Annotated in this window: 10 protein-coding genes and 3 pseudogenes; 7 read left to right on the top strand and 6 right to left on the bottom strand. The window is 59.8% G+C overall.

The features are described 5' to 3' along the window. The coding region (locus XI08_RS07280; RefSeq protein WP_271573915.1) for an AMP-binding protein at positions 1-2735 on the bottom strand (2735 nt) is incomplete at its 3' end. Between the two features lie 891 nt (positions 2736-3626). Here XI08_RS07280 and XI08_RS07275 point away from each other — a divergent pair. The 3 genes and pseudogenes from XI08_RS07275 to XI08_RS07265 all read left to right on the top strand — a co-directional run. Continuing rightward, positions 3627-4493, top strand: a complete 867-nt coding sequence (locus XI08_RS07275) for a hypothetical protein (protein ID WP_271565600.1) — start codon at positions 3627-3629, stop codon at positions 4491-4493. A gap of 334 nt (positions 4494-4827) precedes the next feature. Beyond that, a complete protein-coding gene (locus XI08_RS07270; RefSeq protein WP_097669700.1) occupies positions 4828-5925 on the top strand; it encodes a calcium:proton antiporter in 1098 nt (365 codons plus the stop codon). 22 nt (positions 5926-5947) lie between these two features. Continuing rightward, a pseudogene (locus tag XI08_RS07265) lies at positions 5948-6043 on the top strand (cupin domain-containing protein); the annotation flags it as partial. 60 nt (positions 6044-6103) lie between these two features. Here the strand turns inward: XI08_RS07265 and XI08_RS07260 are convergent. Beyond that, positions 6104-6514: a hypothetical protein gene (locus XI08_RS07260; RefSeq protein ID WP_271573916.1), complete on the bottom strand. Its 411-nt coding sequence runs from the start codon at positions 6512-6514 to the stop codon at positions 6104-6106. Positions 6515-6969: 455 nt separating this feature from the next. Between XI08_RS07260 and XI08_RS07255 the strand changes: the two are divergent. Further along, positions 6970-7167 (top strand): annotated as a pseudogene (locus XI08_RS07255) (hypothetical protein); the annotation flags it as partial. Positions 7168-7758: 591 nt separating this feature from the next. On the opposite strand, the pseudogene XI08_RS07250 reads toward XI08_RS07255, so the two are convergent. After that, a pseudogene (locus XI08_RS07250) lies at positions 7759-8013 on the bottom strand (ISNCY family transposase); the annotation flags it as partial. A gap of 381 nt (positions 8014-8394) precedes the next feature. Between XI08_RS07250 and XI08_RS07245 the strand changes: the two are divergent. Genes XI08_RS07245 through XI08_RS07235 form a run of 3 tightly spaced genes read left to right on the top strand, consistent with a single transcriptional unit; the run spans position 8395 to position 9228 of the window. Continuing rightward, positions 8395-8607, top strand: a complete 213-nt coding sequence (locus tag XI08_RS07245) for a hypothetical protein (RefSeq protein WP_271565599.1) — start codon at positions 8395-8397, stop codon at positions 8605-8607. 12 nt (positions 8608-8619) lie between these two features. Beyond that, a complete protein-coding gene (locus XI08_RS07240; RefSeq protein WP_271553165.1) occupies positions 8620-8907 on the top strand; it encodes a fumarylacetoacetate hydrolase family protein in 288 nt (95 codons plus the stop codon). 9 nt (positions 8908-8916) lie between these two features. Continuing rightward, positions 8917-9228, top strand: a complete 312-nt coding sequence (locus XI08_RS07235; RefSeq protein ID WP_271573914.1) for a non-heme iron oxygenase ferredoxin subunit — start codon at positions 8917-8919, stop codon at positions 9226-9228. A 574-nt stretch (positions 9229-9802) separates the two neighbouring features. Here the strand turns inward: XI08_RS07235 and XI08_RS07230 are convergent. From XI08_RS07230 to XI08_RS07220, 3 genes are read right to left on the bottom strand one after another with little or no spacing between them, the layout of a single operon-like run. Beyond that, entirely contained in the window at positions 9803-11062 is a 1260-nt protein-coding gene (locus XI08_RS07230) for a sensor histidine kinase (protein ID WP_271573913.1), read from the bottom strand. Continuing rightward, the gene (locus XI08_RS07225; protein ID WP_271573912.1) at positions 11037-12494 is read right to left on the bottom strand and encodes a sigma-54-dependent transcriptional regulator; all 1458 of its coding nucleotides are present in this window, start codon (positions 12492-12494) and stop codon (positions 11037-11039) included. The genes XI08_RS07230 and XI08_RS07225 overlap by 26 nt, the downstream gene beginning before the upstream one ends. Next, positions 12491-14191 (bottom strand): hydrogenase maturation protein, encoded by a 1701-nt coding sequence (locus tag XI08_RS07220; protein WP_271573911.1) that lies wholly within the window; start codon positions 14189-14191, stop codon positions 12491-12493. Before XI08_RS07220 ends, XI08_RS07225 begins: the two co-directional genes overlap by 4 nt. Positions 14192-14194: the final 3 nt, after the last annotated feature.

Here is a 14194-nt window from a genome sequence, read left to right as displayed (position 1 = left end):
GCCACCCCCGCCCCGCCGACGTAGAGCTCCCCGACCGCGCCAAACGGAACCGGCGCACCATGATCATCCAGCAGATAGACCACCGAATTCCGGATTGGTCGTCCCAGTGGCACCCGTTGCTGGCCATCGAAGCCAGCAGGCACCGGGTAGCAGAGACTGAAGGTGGTGTTCTCGGTCGGGCCGTAGCCATTTGAGATTCGCAGCGTCGGATGTCGCTTCTGACATGCTTTGATGGAACTGGCTGAGACCTCTTCGCCCCCGACCAGCAGTTGCTGCAGCCCACTGGGGCTCCGCCCCTCCCCGACATAGACGTCGAACAACCGCGCAGTCATCCAAGCGATAGTGATGCCTTGGTCTTGGATGATCCGGGCTAGCGTTGCCGTCGAGAGATAGCGTTCAGGATAGAGCACAACACTGGCGCCGTTCGCCAAGGCTCCCCAGACTTCGAACGTGGTCGCATCGAATGTCGGCGAGGAAGCGTTGAGAAAAACGTCCTGCGGCGAGATCTCGACGAAATCGTTCTCCGCCACCAGACGCGCCACTCCGCGATGCTCGACCATGACCCCCTTGGGGGTGCCTGTTGATCCGGAGGTGTAGATTACATAGGCGAGATGGCGCGAGGTCAGCCCGAGCGCGCGCGGGTCTGGATCCGACGCCGGCAGATTTGCCCATTCCGGCGTCGCCGCCGGGTCCACCACCGTCAGATCGCGTAGCGCATCGTCGCCCAGCGCCGTTCGCCCCGCTGCATCGGCCAGCAGCACTCGCGGCGCCGCATCATCGAGAACCTGCCGCAGCCGCGCCAGCGGATAGGCCTGGTCCAGCGGCAGGTACGCCCCGCCCGCCTTGAGGATCGCTAAATGCCCGGCCACCATCGCCACGCTGCGCGCAACGCAGATCGCCACCGGCTGGTCCGGCCTGCCCCCGAGCCCGATCAGATGATGCGCCAGGCGGTTGGCCCGCGCATTGAGCTCGCCATAGCTTAGCCGCTCCTCCTCATGGACCACCGCCACCGCGTCCGGCGCACGGCGAACCTGTGCCTCGAACAGCTCGTGGATGCACACGTCCGACGGATAGGCCGATGCCGTCCAGTTCAGCTCCTCCAGCAGATACGCGCGCTCAGCGGATGACAAGAGTTCAATCTGCCCCACCGGCTGCCGCGGATCTGCCTTCACAGCACATAGCAAATTTTGCAAATGCTGGGTCATACGGTCGATATGCTTGGGTTCCAAGCGACTTGCATCAAAGTGCCATCGAAAGCTCCCATCTAGAGCGCAAACCTCAAATGTTAACGCCTCACCGGGCAGGGCTGCCTCAGAAGTCGGGCTCGAAGCTAGGTCACCAGTGGCAGACTCGCCACTTACAGTAAGCATAACGCCAACCGGCCAGGGGCGGCGCAATCGTAACGCCTCCATACCGAGCAACGTTGGGCAGCGCGCGATAAGATCTCGCGCGAAGCTATCCTGCTCCTTCAACTGAGCGAATTCGGCCGCCACCACCGTGCGCGCCTCTGCAAAATCATTGTCGAGATCGATGGTAATTGCCATCGGCACAACAGAAGCGACAAGCACCTCGAGCGCTTTCAAGCCCGCTCGCGATCCACTCGGCGCGGGAGTCCATCCCAATTGAAGCTCTAATTCTCCCGTGATGCGGGCTAGGTAGATCAGCCAAGCCGTTAGCAAGAATTCCGTGCGATTACTGGGAGACAGCTCAGCCAAAGCACCCGGAATTCGCCATGAACTCAACTGCCATTGAGGTGCAGCCAAAGCTACTGAAGACGACAAAAAGGAAAGCTGGGATGTTTTGAACTGTTCAAGTCGCCGTCGCCAAAAACTCTCACGAGGCGCCAACATTTCATGCGCAACCGTTATGCTCCGCGCCTCGTCATCGCTCAGAATCGGGAGGCGGTCGCCTACATGGGAATCAGAACGCCTCGCGAGTGCCCGCGCATCCAGAGCCTTACCATCCAAGCTGCCAAGCCAAACATTAACATCCTCTGTCCCTGTCGCCACACGCCAGTGGCTGGGGTGGATCTCAACTAAAGACCCCGCAGCAAAGCCCGAGCGCCGAGCCGTCACCTCCAAGCGCCTGACGACGACAACGTCATCGCCTACGAGAGCCTTGGACAACCCCAATGGATTGGTATGATACGGGCCAAAGTCTAAGGCGCGCGTCATCGCTTCCAGATCTTGTGCGGACCGATCCCATCGCAGACAGCCCGCAGCATCTGGGCGTCGACCTTTCGGGAAAAAGCTTCGGTCCGCTAGCGCTTGCGGACGAGCACTAAGCTCTCCATTTGTTAAGCCAGTTAGAAGCTCGCGGAAGCCATCGATAGCAGCCTCATAACATTTGAGATTCAGCGTCAGCGCAGTATCGCTCGTCGCAATCAACACTTGGCGTTGGACGACCAGCTCACCAGTATCAACACCGTGATCGATACGATGCCACGTGATGCCATGTTCGGTCTCTCGGGCAAGAAGCGCCCAAGACGTCGCATGAGTTCCGGCATATCGCGGCAACGGACCGTCGTGGTAATTGAACGCGCCTCTACGCGCTTTCCCAAACACATCTGCTGGCAATATGAACGGATTGGCAACGGAAAATATCCACTCGACTGGCTCCGCGTTGAGCAGCGCAGATAGCTCTTCAATGCTCGTCACACACAAGATATTGGCGAGATCGGCCCAATCGCGGAATATGGCGTCGGCACACAGCGCCGCCCGGATCGCGTGGCCCATCTCCATCACTAGCTGAGCACATCTAATAGCTAGCGCACCACCACCAACAAAGATGCAAGAGCCAACCGGTGTAGCAAGTTTCATCTGAACTCCGGCTACGATGAAGGCCGTAACGGATCACCCCGCTTTTCAAGCAATCGACATACCAATGACGTACTGCGAGCGTTTCCTGAAGAAACAACGCGCGCCTCGCTCGGAATGCCACCGTCGGACTTGGGACATCGACGTCCTGAACCAGACACAGCTCAGCACAACAATACGGACGTCATTGGCGACGATCACCGCATGGGCGTCCGCAAAGTCGTCGGAAGCTCTGCAACAGCCGCCGTCATCACCGCGCGTACAGCAGAATCTCCTTGGCGCTCACGTTAAGTAACGGACGCGCCAATGACCTTCTGCGAGCTCATTCTGAAGAAAACAATTCGCTTCTCGCCGGGCTGCCAGAATTTTGCCGTCATGCCGTCGGGCTTGGGACATTAACGCCTTGAACCGAAACAGAGCTCAACACAACAGCACGCGCCGTCAACAGCGACGACCACTCAAGATCGGGCGCCCGCGGCTTGTCCGAATTGCCTTTGCGAGCCAAAATGCTCGCCGCTGCGTTCTCCAGGTGGTCTGCTCGTCGAGTGAGAGAGGGTCCTGCGACAGGGATTCCGCTCGATGTTGTAAAGTTCGCCACGCATCGCGTTTTCGCAGACTGGCCGGGGCTCGGCACTAAGTAGCGTTTTCGCTGAATGCCCGCTGACGTCTGTGGCACGGCCCTTGCTCGTGAGGCGACGAAAGCGACGAAGAACGGGTCCACGGCGAATGTCGCAACCACAACTGACTCCTGATCTCTCACATCGGCGCATGCTGTTGACCCTTGGGTGCAGCGGCTTGGATGTGACTTGCGTGATCGAGGCACTCAGTCGAGACTGTGTCATTTTGATTCGAAATGTCTCACCGAGCGAGGCGGACGGCCTCGTACATCAAATTGCCGGTGAACTGGGATTGCAAAAAAAGCTAGAGCTGGAGGCCGGCTTTTCCGATTTTCTTGGTCACCGACGGCGGATCAACAAATACTTCATGAGCGTTAATTCCCGGGATGATTATCAGTTTGTCACCCCGCATTCCGAAGGAGATAGAATATCTAATATGCAGTTGTCGTGCTTTTATTGTTTCGAGAATAGTAAAGACGGAGGAGAAACAATCCTATTGAACATCGACGACACAAGTGAGGCATGGGGACTTTTACGAGAAAAAACGACAAAAATATTACCTGGATCAAAACCATTGTCTCGGGGCATGATCACTCGTGCAAAAGCACTTCATCGTCTGAGCTCGCCGGATGACTATTTGGTACCAGATGACCAAATAGTAGCCGAGGTGAAATCCGAGATCCCGGGCCTTTTGCTGGCGATTGTTATGGCAAGGCCGAAAAGAAGCTTTTCCCTTCTCCTAGGGCGCGATGTGAATGTCCTTTGGGATAACATTGGAAGTGTTGACCAAAGCTGTCTTCACTTTTTCGTTCGGATGTTGCAGGAGCGCGAACTTCTCAAGTTCCCACCGGACGGTTTTGAGTTGCACCAATTGGACCCCGTTAATGCAGGACGGAGCTGGTGTTCAGGCGCCGATTACGAGAAACTTTTTTGTGACGAGATTATTCTCAAGCTAAAACCAGGGGACCTTGTTATTCTGAACAACCTAACTTGGGCGCATGCGGTGAACAATTGGACATCGGCACCGGGCACTCGAAGGATAGCTGTGGCATTGGCCTAGCGTAGTCCCCACTTCCTGAAAGTTGAGTCGTGCTTCAAGGGTGCATGAGCAGCATCCCTGAGCGACAGCGATTAGCCTGACGAAGGAGTGACCTGCCACTGCTTTTCATCCAGCGGCAGTTAGAGTCTCGGGGTTTTTTGTAGCGAGACCGAACTTTGGACCAGCCAGAACTAGAGTTTTGCGCTTCTTACAGCCGCAGCGGCCGATGTGCGATAGGATTAGTCGGCGGTCAGCAGCTGGCGTTGTCAGCGGATCAGTTCGCGCCGATCCTGCACTGGCATTGAATCTCGCGCTCTGATTTGCTACTGCTTATTCGATCAAATGGAAGCAGTGGATGAGCGCGCATAGTCCGATGCCCCGGTCGGACTGGATCTTCCCGGCGCTGGCCGTGCTGTTGTTCGCGGCCGTCAGCGCGACGGACTACGTGTTCACGCTGTCGCTGGGCGGGCTCGTCTTCGCCATTGTCCTTCTGGTCATCCTGTTCGGCACGGTATTCGCTGCGGTTCATCATGCCGAGGTGATCGCGGAGCGCGTCGGCGAACCCTATGGCACGCTGGTCCTGACGCTCTCGGTGACCATCATCGAGGTGGCGCTGATCACCTCGATCATGTTGGGCGACAAGCCCGCGCCGAAACTGGCGCGCGACACCGTGTTCGCCGTGGTCATGATCGTCTGCAACGGTCTCGTCGGGCTCTGCATCTTCATCGGCGGCCTGCGCTATCGCGAGCAGGGCTTTCAGCTCTCCGGGGCCAACGTCTATCTCAGCGTGCTGTTCGCCCTCGCGACCATCACGCTGATCCTGCCGAACTACACCACCACCAGGCCCGGGCCGGTCTATTCGGCGGTTCAGCTCGGCTTCGTCGACGTGGTCACGCTCGCGCTGTATGGGGTGTTTCTCTACACCCAGACCGTCCTGCACAAGGATTACTTCGTTCACAAGCGGGCGGACGGCGGCAACGGTGGGGTGCATCTATCGGGCCGGATGTTGGTGCTCAGTGTCGTGCTGCTGCTGATTGCGCTGCTGGCGGTCGTGCTGCTCGCCAAGAAGTTTTCGCTGGTGGTCGACGCCGTCGCGGCCAAGATCGGTGCGCCGCCGGCCTTTACCGGACTTCTGGTCGCCCTCCTGATCCTGATGCCGGAAGGCGTCGCGGCCGTTTCGGGGGCCCGCAGGAACGACCTCCAGAAGAGCATCAACCTTGCGCTCGGGTCGTCGCTGGCCACCATCGGGCTGACCATCCCGGCCGTCGGCGTTGCCACCTACGCGCTCGACAAGGAGCTCGAGCTCGGCCTCAACGCCCAGGGCAGCGTGCTTTTGCTCCTGACCTTCTTCCTGAGCATGCTGACCTTCGGCACTGGCAGGACCAACGTCCTGTTCGGACTGGTCCATATGGTGGTATTTGCCGTCTACGTGTTCATGGTCTTCGTGCCCTGAGGCGCGATAAGGAGAGTTCCCGATGCTTGCCGCTAGGTCCGAGGTTCAGGTCGACAACGAGCAGATTCGTGTGACCGAGTGGCGGCTTGCGCCGGGCAGTGCCGCCGGGCATCAATCTGGCAGCGCTGGATCGCAGCGGCCGGACCGGAAGTGCGGTGGATTGCCTTCGACAACGCTTTCACTGATGGGTGTACATTGATTGTTGCACTGCGCCTTTAGATACAATGTTTCGGTGATCGTGGGGCATCATCGGGTATGTCTTCAGAGACCATTTATCCGTCGCGCTGGTGCGGAGAATGCCAACGGCGTTACCGGCCATGCTGTTGTGTCGGCTGTTGGGCTTTGATCGCATATGCACGCAAAACGATTCGAATCTTTGCTCCTCGGGCAAGTTGGCAAGACCGATTTTTCGCAGCGCGCGCTGGACGATATGACGCAGCGGTTGAGGAGTTTGCGTGATATGGCTTGTTGCCAGCCGGCCGTACGAAGGACGTAACACCACTTTCACATGCGCAGATGGCAGCAACGATCCTGGCGATGGCCGCCGCCAAGCCCGGATGTGCCGGTTTGCCGCGAAGATCTTGAGCAACCTTCGTCCGGTTGGAGGCACCGACGCATCATTTCGGGAATGCGCCACGTTCGGGAATGTCGTCGAAACTCTTCTTCAAACGCCCGCAGCGCTTGACTCGCTTGTCGAATTGCGGATCTCGGAAAGCGAACTCTCCACCAACGCGCATGGCCGCGGCACCATCGCTTACCGGTCCGGCGAGCAAATCCTTCCTTGTTGTCGGGCATCGAGAGGGAGTCCGATCCTCGCGACGTCATCTCTCCTCGACCGTAACCGAGAGGGTGTTCTACACGCCGTTCTTTCAGAGGATCGTGGGAGAACTTGCACGTGGAAGCTAAAAAAGCCGCCGACTCCGGATCTGGGGACCTGAGATAGCGTATCACCGGGTGCGCACAACGGTTGAACGAGCCCTCGCCTGCGAAAACCGATGGTGCTCCCAAGGCACCCTGCGTCGCCGTCTGATGAGAGCACACGACATCAGATCGCCAGATTTCACTGGTTCTCATGCTTCAACCACAAGATACAAAAAGCCCCCACTCGATCCCGATGTCGCGGATCTGGCGCCGACAGATTCGATGCTGACGCTGTACGACTACAATCACCTCGTGACCTATTGGAGGTTGTTGGACGCAGATGCCGAGGGAGCGGACTGCAAAGAAGTCGCGCAAATCGTGTAGCACTTTGATCCCGTCACGAGCAACTACGACCAGTTGCACCATTTCATTGCGGACGGTGTCTGGGACGCGACGCCGCTGGAGACAGAGCTGCTCAACCATGCGCGGTCGATCGTCGCAGCGCTCATCGCCAAAAGTTTGTCGCGGCTCGGGTGCGATCTGGCGTTGCCAAAAGATCGAGCAGAAATATTCTGATCCTGGTGCCGGCCGTCGTTAGCCGGATGTTGTACGAAGTATAGTGACGCAAGCGGGTATATAGCCCGTGATCGAGAGTACGCCGACGCGATATCGCTTATGGTCGCGCCGAACGGAAGCCCATCATTCTTTCGCTTTTGAAATAAAGCGCTCCATTCAATTCATGGTTTCGGTCGCGAGGCTCGAGATCTCTGTTAGCGTCTCTACTACCGGGTTGCCCTGAAAGGTCGTTCCGTTGGCGAAGGTGAGGTTCACGGACGCATTGATCTCGTGATCTAGAATGATCGGCTGGCGCGCCTCGATCAGCACATAGGTCAGATCGGCGCCATTACCGATGGTGGCGTTGGTGAATGCATTTCCTCCTATCTTTGTGTTTATTGACTTTACCATTGATAGGGGCCGGCAACGCGTGAAGACGATGTTGGCCGCCTCGCAGTAGGCTTTCAGCGTCTCGTTCATGATGCGCAATTCCGTCAGCACCGTGCTCAACAGCATCTGTTCGCGCACGATCAGAGGAGCGCACTCCGTCCAGCCGGTAGCAATGTCGGTGAGCACGAGGGTCTGGATGAAGCTGCCGCGCGCAGATGGACCGCTATGCGCTACAAGGTCGGCCTCGACGAATCCCGGCGCCGGATCATTCCAATCTGCGCTTTTTTGATGACGTCCAACTTTGACGAAAGCTTCTACAATCGCGTTGGCCGTGACCGAATTGGCTCTAGGCAGATCAACGAGCTCATCCGCATTGCGCGGGGCCTAGTGGCAGACAATCAGATCAATGTCGCGGAAGGTAGCGGTAGAAACAAAAAACTCAACAGGTCGGCCGGGGCACAGAGCGACTGCACCCACTTCGTCCGCAGCAAACACCCAGGCGGGGACATCCCGGAGACTCTTCCGAAACGCCGATATCTTTCACGATCACCTTAAGCGCGACTTGACGCGCCGCCCTCGCAGACTTGTCGACCGCGCGGCGAATGGCATTGCCAATCCCCGTGCGGAAAGATCAGATGCCCACTTTTCCAGCAAACTAGGTGTGTGACGCCCGAGGCGCTTGCGCCATTCCGGATTCCGCAGACGAAGCGCCCTGCCGGCGACCCCATCCCGTTGCCGTACCTCCTCGACGCGACAGACCAGCGCGAAGGCGCGCTGAACGCCGAACTCGAGGTACTTTTGCTGACCCTGAAGATGCGGGAGGCAGGTCTCCCGCCGCATCGACTTTCCCTATCCAACGCAAAGCACATGTATTGATCGCCGGCACAGATGGTGGCCCATCATGCCAGCGGCGGGTGCAACCTGCAGCCGGGAGATCTCCTCGGCACGGGCACGATCTCCGCGCCCGATGCGGCGGGGTATGGCTCCATTATGGAGACGACCAAGGGCGGCACCGAGCCCGTCCGTCTGGCGTCAGGGGAGGAGCGCCGCTTCTTGGAAGATGGCGACGAGATCATTATGACGGCTCGGTGCCGTCGCGAAGGATTTGCCCCGATCGGATTCGGCACGTGTCGAGCGCAAATCCTTTCGGTGCATGGATCGCGAGTCAGCAACTAGGCCTTAAAGATGAACGGGGCGCACATCGCTGACACCTCAGATTTTGCGGAACGTGCGGTGATCGAACGAGTCCGCGGCAAGCGCTCGATCGCCATCTATCGAATAGATGGCGAGTACTTTGCAACGTCGAACATCTGCACACATGCCAACGGCTTGCTCTCCTGTGGCCAAATCGTCGACGGTTATATCGAATGTCCGCTGCATTTTGGTCTTTTCGAGGCGGCCACTGGCAAGGCCAGAAGCGCTCCCGTCACGCGTAATCTTGCTACGTTTCCGGTGCGGATCGAAGGCACCCGAGTGCTTATGCAGTTATCTGATTGACGCGAGTTTGACGAACGCTAGACAGTTGGCTGCGAGGTTGCATATGGATTATGAAACTATGGCCGCGCGAACCGGCTCGCATCTGCAGCGCTTCCCTTTAGGCGGCAACTGCCAATGAGTCGTTGGCTGTTCAAGGCGCGGGCTTTCCACTCATCGAGGCGCGCTTCCGCGAGGCCCTGACTGCTGAGAACATGATTGAGGCGAGCAAAGGGATTGGGGATCGCAACCTGCCGAGGTCGCGCGTATGTTGGAGATTGAAGGAGTCAGGTTAAAGAGGATCGGACGTGGGTTGAGAACCAGCAAAGGGCACTTGCTGAGGCTTTGTTGACGCCTCAACGATGCGTTCGAGCGGTTGCGGCAGTGATCATTTTGCGGCGATGGATGGGTTGGTACGCGACCGACTCATTGCAAGCGGCAGACGTTGTCGCGTCGGGTCATACAATACCGGCCAAAGTTTCGACTCGTAAAGCGCTTGTCGACGCACTCACCGGCCATCAGCAGCGCGGATGCCCGTCATCAGGTTTTCCGACGATGTTGACTGCGAGAAATGGAGGCCAGGGCAGTCAGGAGCTGATTATACTGCCGGCAGTGCAAAGGAAAACGTCGCACCTCCTTCCGGCTCGTTGGCGGCGACGAGCTCGCCGCCGTGCTCGCGCACAATGCCATAACTGATCCACATGCCCAGCCCAGTGCCTTCGCCGACCCGCTTGGTCGTGAAGAACGGCTCGAAAATGTGGTTGATGTGATCCTTGTCAATTCCCGGACCGTTGTCGGAAATCCGGAATAGAATCTCGTTGCCCCCGCGTGCCGCTGAGACCACGAGCCTCGGCTGTTCCGTGCTTCGCATTGCGTCGATCGCGTTCTCGACAAGATTGACGATGACCTGGTGCAACTGCCCCTCGTTGCCAGAGATCCATAGTTCCGGCTCAAGCTCCATCTGCAGATCGATGCGCACCTGCTTGGTGCGGACGGCCCACAGGACCGCGGTGTTGATCAACCGCTCGATATTGACGCGCTCAACCTCGCCGAGCTTGCTGAAGGAAAGCCGCCGCAAATTCTTCACGATCTCGCTGATGCGAACCGCGCCCTCCATGGTACCGTCGATCAAGGGACCGAAATCCTCCAGAATATCGTCGATGCGTAAGCTCTTCTTTAGCGCGGCGAGATCACTTGCTAGGCCCCTGTCGTGTACCGCGTCGAGATAGGCGGCGATGGCGGCGCGGTAGCGTGTTAGGGTGTGAATGTTGCCGTAGACAAAACTGATCGGATTGTTCAGCTCATGGGCCACACCGGCAACGAGACGGCCCATGCTCGCCATCTTTTCCTGCTCGACAAGCTGCCGCTGGGCGCGCTGCAATTCGTGATGAGCCTTGTGCAGCGCCTCATAGGCGCGGCGGAGCTCGCCAATCGGCCGCCCCGTCAGCACAACCCCGATGAAACGGCCGCGATGATCGTGCCGCGGCGAGCTGTTGATCGCGAACAGATCGGTGCTGCCGCCTTCCGTTACGAATCTCAATTCGCCATCGACGACGTCGGTCGTGCCGCGCGGCTTCAATAGCGGCACCAGCTTGGCGCTATCGGTCGCGTCGATCACGTCGGCGATGTTCCTGCCGACCACATCCCCGACGCTGCGACCGAGCGCATTCTGGAACGCGGAATTGACCTGTTGCACCAGCCCGCGCGCGTCGCAGACGATCAGGATGTCCGAGACGGATTCGATGACGTTGGTGACAAAGGTCTGCGCTTCCTCGAGCTCCGCGTTCTTGTGCTCGAGGTCGACCTTGAGCAGCGATTCGGCTTCGCCGACTTCAGGAGAATGCGTCGCCTTTGGCATTTTTTCTCAAATCGTACCTGGACAGCTTGTTCCTGAGACCGACGCGCGACAGCCCAAGCTCGCTCGCGACCCGGCTGATATTGCCTTCGTACTTCTCCAGGCAGTTCATGATAACCGACTTCTCGAGATCCTCCACCTTGTCTTTCAGCGAGGCCGAGCCGTTAAGCTTGCCGTGGGCGGGCAGCGGCGCCGATCGCTTCCCGCTGCGGCGGCCGAGCAGCGGCGGGGCACGCAGCTCGTCCTGGTCAGCGAGCACGGCCATGCGCTGGATCTCGTTCTGGAATTCGCGCACGTTGCCCGGCCAGTGATATTTGCCGAATTCCTCTAGCGCCGAACGCGCAAAGCGCAGGTTCGGCCGGTTGAAGGAGCTCTTGACTGCCGTCAGCACGCCCTCCGCAATCAGCGGGATGTCCATCGGGCGCTCACGTAGCGCCGGCATGTGCACCGGGAATGCGGCGAGGCGGTAGTACAGGTCGCGCCGGAAGCGGCCCGCTTCGACCTCCGCCTCCAGGTCTCGGTCGGTCGCCGCGACCACGCGCACGTCGACCTTGCGCACACGCTGCGCACCGAGCGGCCGAATCTCGCTCTCCTGTAGCACGCGTAGCAGTTTGACCTGGAACGCCGGCGAGGTCTCGCCGACCTCGTCGAGGAAGATCGTGCCGCCATCGGCGACCTCGAACAAGCCGATCCGATCCTGATAGGCGCCGGTGAAAGCGCCCTTCTTGCAACCGAATAGCTCGCTTTCCAAGAGTTCGTCCGGCAGCGCGCCGCAGTTCTCGACCACGAACGCCTTGTTGGCCCGCGCCGAACCGTAGTGGATGGCACGGGCCAGAAGCTCTTTACCGGTGCCCGATTCACCGGTGATCAGAACCGAGATGTCGTAGTCGGCGGCGCGCTTACCGAGCTCGATGACACCGTGCATCGGGCTTTCCGTCGAATGCACGATGCGGTCGAAATCGTAGAGCTCCTTGGCCACTCCGCGCTTGACCGAGACGACCTTCTTGACGTGCCCCGAGGTCGGCTTAAGGTCGACACTGGCGGTCTCGGTCTCCTTCTGGAGCCGATAGAGCTGAACTGCCTCTTTGACGGTTTCGACCAGCTGGTCCGGCTGCCATGGCTTGGTGATGTATTGATAGATGCCGGCCTCGTTTAGCCCGGCGATGATGTCCTCAGACTCCGAATAGCCGGAAATGATCATCCGTACCGGATCCGGCCAGAGCTCCCGGACGCGCTTCAAAAAGCTCACGCCGGATTCATACGGCATCCGCTGGTCGCAGAGGATCGCATGGACGATCTCGCCCTCCAGCAGCTTCTCCGCATCGGTCGCGTTGCCGACGCAGAGCACCTCGAAATCCTCCCTGAGCACGCGCCGCAGCGCTTCCTGCGAGCGGACCTCGTCGTCGATGACGAGAATCGTCCCCTGAATGCTCACGATGGCACCGCGAAGCCCAGAGACCGACCTGGCGCAGGCCGGGACCGGTGAGTTGCTATGGTCAGCGGTGTGCGCGACTTCGGCACTTTGTGAACGAAGTTGTAGCGAGCGACGTGGTAGCTCGGATCGAATCCGTAGAAATTGATTCGCATCCGCCGCAGCTCCTCGTCGCGATAGGCCTGCAACGGTTTTCCGGCCTCATCGGCCGCGCGCCGCTGCTGTTTATCGGCGAGGCGTACGGCAAACTCTTCGCCCGCCGCGATGGCGGCGCCGAGCTTCACGAGGTTTTCGTTCGCAAGCTCCGAGCGCAGCAGCACGCGATCGATGATGCCGAGACGCTGCGCCTCCGCCGCCCCCATCGGCAGCCGGCATTGCGTGATCCGGGTGGCATTCGACAGCCCCGCACGGCGTGGCAGCAGATAGGTCCAGTATTCCGAGCCGTAGAGATTGCCCATGTCCTTGTATTGCGGATTGAGGACGATTTGATCGCTCGCCCAGACCTCGTCGGCGGCAAGGCTCAGGAACACCCCACCCGCGCCGGCATTGCCTCTGATGACCGAAACAACGAGCCGATCGATGGTCTTGATGATCGCGCGGGCGAGATCGTTGATCGCATTGATGTTTCGCCAGGACTCGTCCGCGGCACTGTCAGCCGCCTCGATCTCGGCGAGATGGATGCCGTTCGACCAATAGTCGCGACCACCAGTCAGAAGCAGCACCCTGATCGGGCGCGTCAGCGCGCCGCGATAAGCGTCGAGCAAGGCTTCACAGTCGCTGCTGCTCATCGCGCCGTTGTAGAAGGAAAAGCTGAGTTCGCCGACCTCGCCATGCTCGCGATATTCGATCGGCGCGTAGCCGCAGCCGGGCCGGTGCGGCAGGTGCGCGGCTTCTGCGGCGAAGATTTTTGCCGCCGGCAGCTTCAGGCTCTTCGGCGCGAGCCGCTTGACGTGACCGATCCAGACCGCGCCATCGACCGTGGCGTGGGCAAGCGCGGCGCTGCATTGCGCCACGACGGTGCCGGGCACGTCGGCAACGTCCTGCGCCTCGTGCGCGTCGAACAGCCTGACGTCCTCAAAGAACAGACTGTCGACAAGGCCCGGCATGCCGTCAGCGCTGTTGATCTTGCGCAGGATCGTCGCGGTGGTGTCGTGCTGCCAGTCGATCGTCCGGTCCGCCTGACGGCAGGGCCCGCGCACGCGAATGCGCGGATCGTCCGCCTGCATCGGTTGCGGCGCCGGTCCGCCGGCTTCGATTGCCGCGATGGCCTCGAGCACCGCCGCGACGGCGCTCGACGTCACCTCGTTGTGGTAGATGCTGGACTTGGCCGCGCGCCGCATCGGGAAGCTGCGGAACGCCCAGACCAGACCGGCATCAAACTCGCCGTCCGCCTGCAACACCGTGACGCCCCACTCGGCTGCGCCTTCGAGAACAGCCCAGTCGAGCGCGGCCGGTCCGCGGTCGCCGGGCGGCCCGGGATGCACGATCAGGCAGCGCACGCTGCTCCAGACGTCGTCGGGGATCGTGCGCTTCAGGAACGGAGCGATCACCAGGTTGGGCCGATGCAGTGCCACGCTCTCGCGCGTGACGTCGGCATGGATATCGAGCTCAACCGAGACGTCATGGCCTCGCTCCCTGAGCTCGACGTGAAGCCGCTGCGTCAGGCTGTTGAAGGAATGTGACAGGAGCAGGATGCGCATCTC

The sequence above is a fragment of the Bradyrhizobium sp. CCBAU 11361 genome (assembly GCF_028128935.1).
GTDB lineage: Bacteria > Pseudomonadota > Alphaproteobacteria > Rhizobiales > Xanthobacteraceae > Bradyrhizobium > Bradyrhizobium niftali.
The sequence above is the reverse complement of the archived record's forward strand: the minus strand, read 5'-3'. Positions and strand labels throughout refer to the sequence as shown.

Bases quoted from the DNA above. Each gene is read 5' to 3' on its own strand.
- XI08_RS07240 (WP_271553165.1), top strand. From the start codon at position 8,620: ATGGTGGCCCATCATGCCAGCGGCGGGTGCAACCTGCAGCCGGGAGAT.
- XI08_RS07220 (WP_271573911.1), bottom strand. From the start codon at position 14,191: ATGCGCATCCTGCTCCTGTCACATTCCTTCAACAGCCTGACGCAGCGG.
- XI08_RS07270 (WP_097669700.1), top strand. From the start codon at position 4,828: ATGAGCGCGCATAGTCCGATGCCCCGGTCGGACTGGATCTTCCCGGCG.
- XI08_RS07230 (WP_271573913.1), bottom strand. From the start codon at position 11,062: ATGCCAAAGGCGACGCATTCTCCTGAAGTCGGCGAAGCCGAATCGCTG.
- XI08_RS07235 (WP_271573914.1), top strand. From the start codon at position 8,917: ATGAACGGGGCGCACATCGCTGACACCTCAGATTTTGCGGAACGTGCG.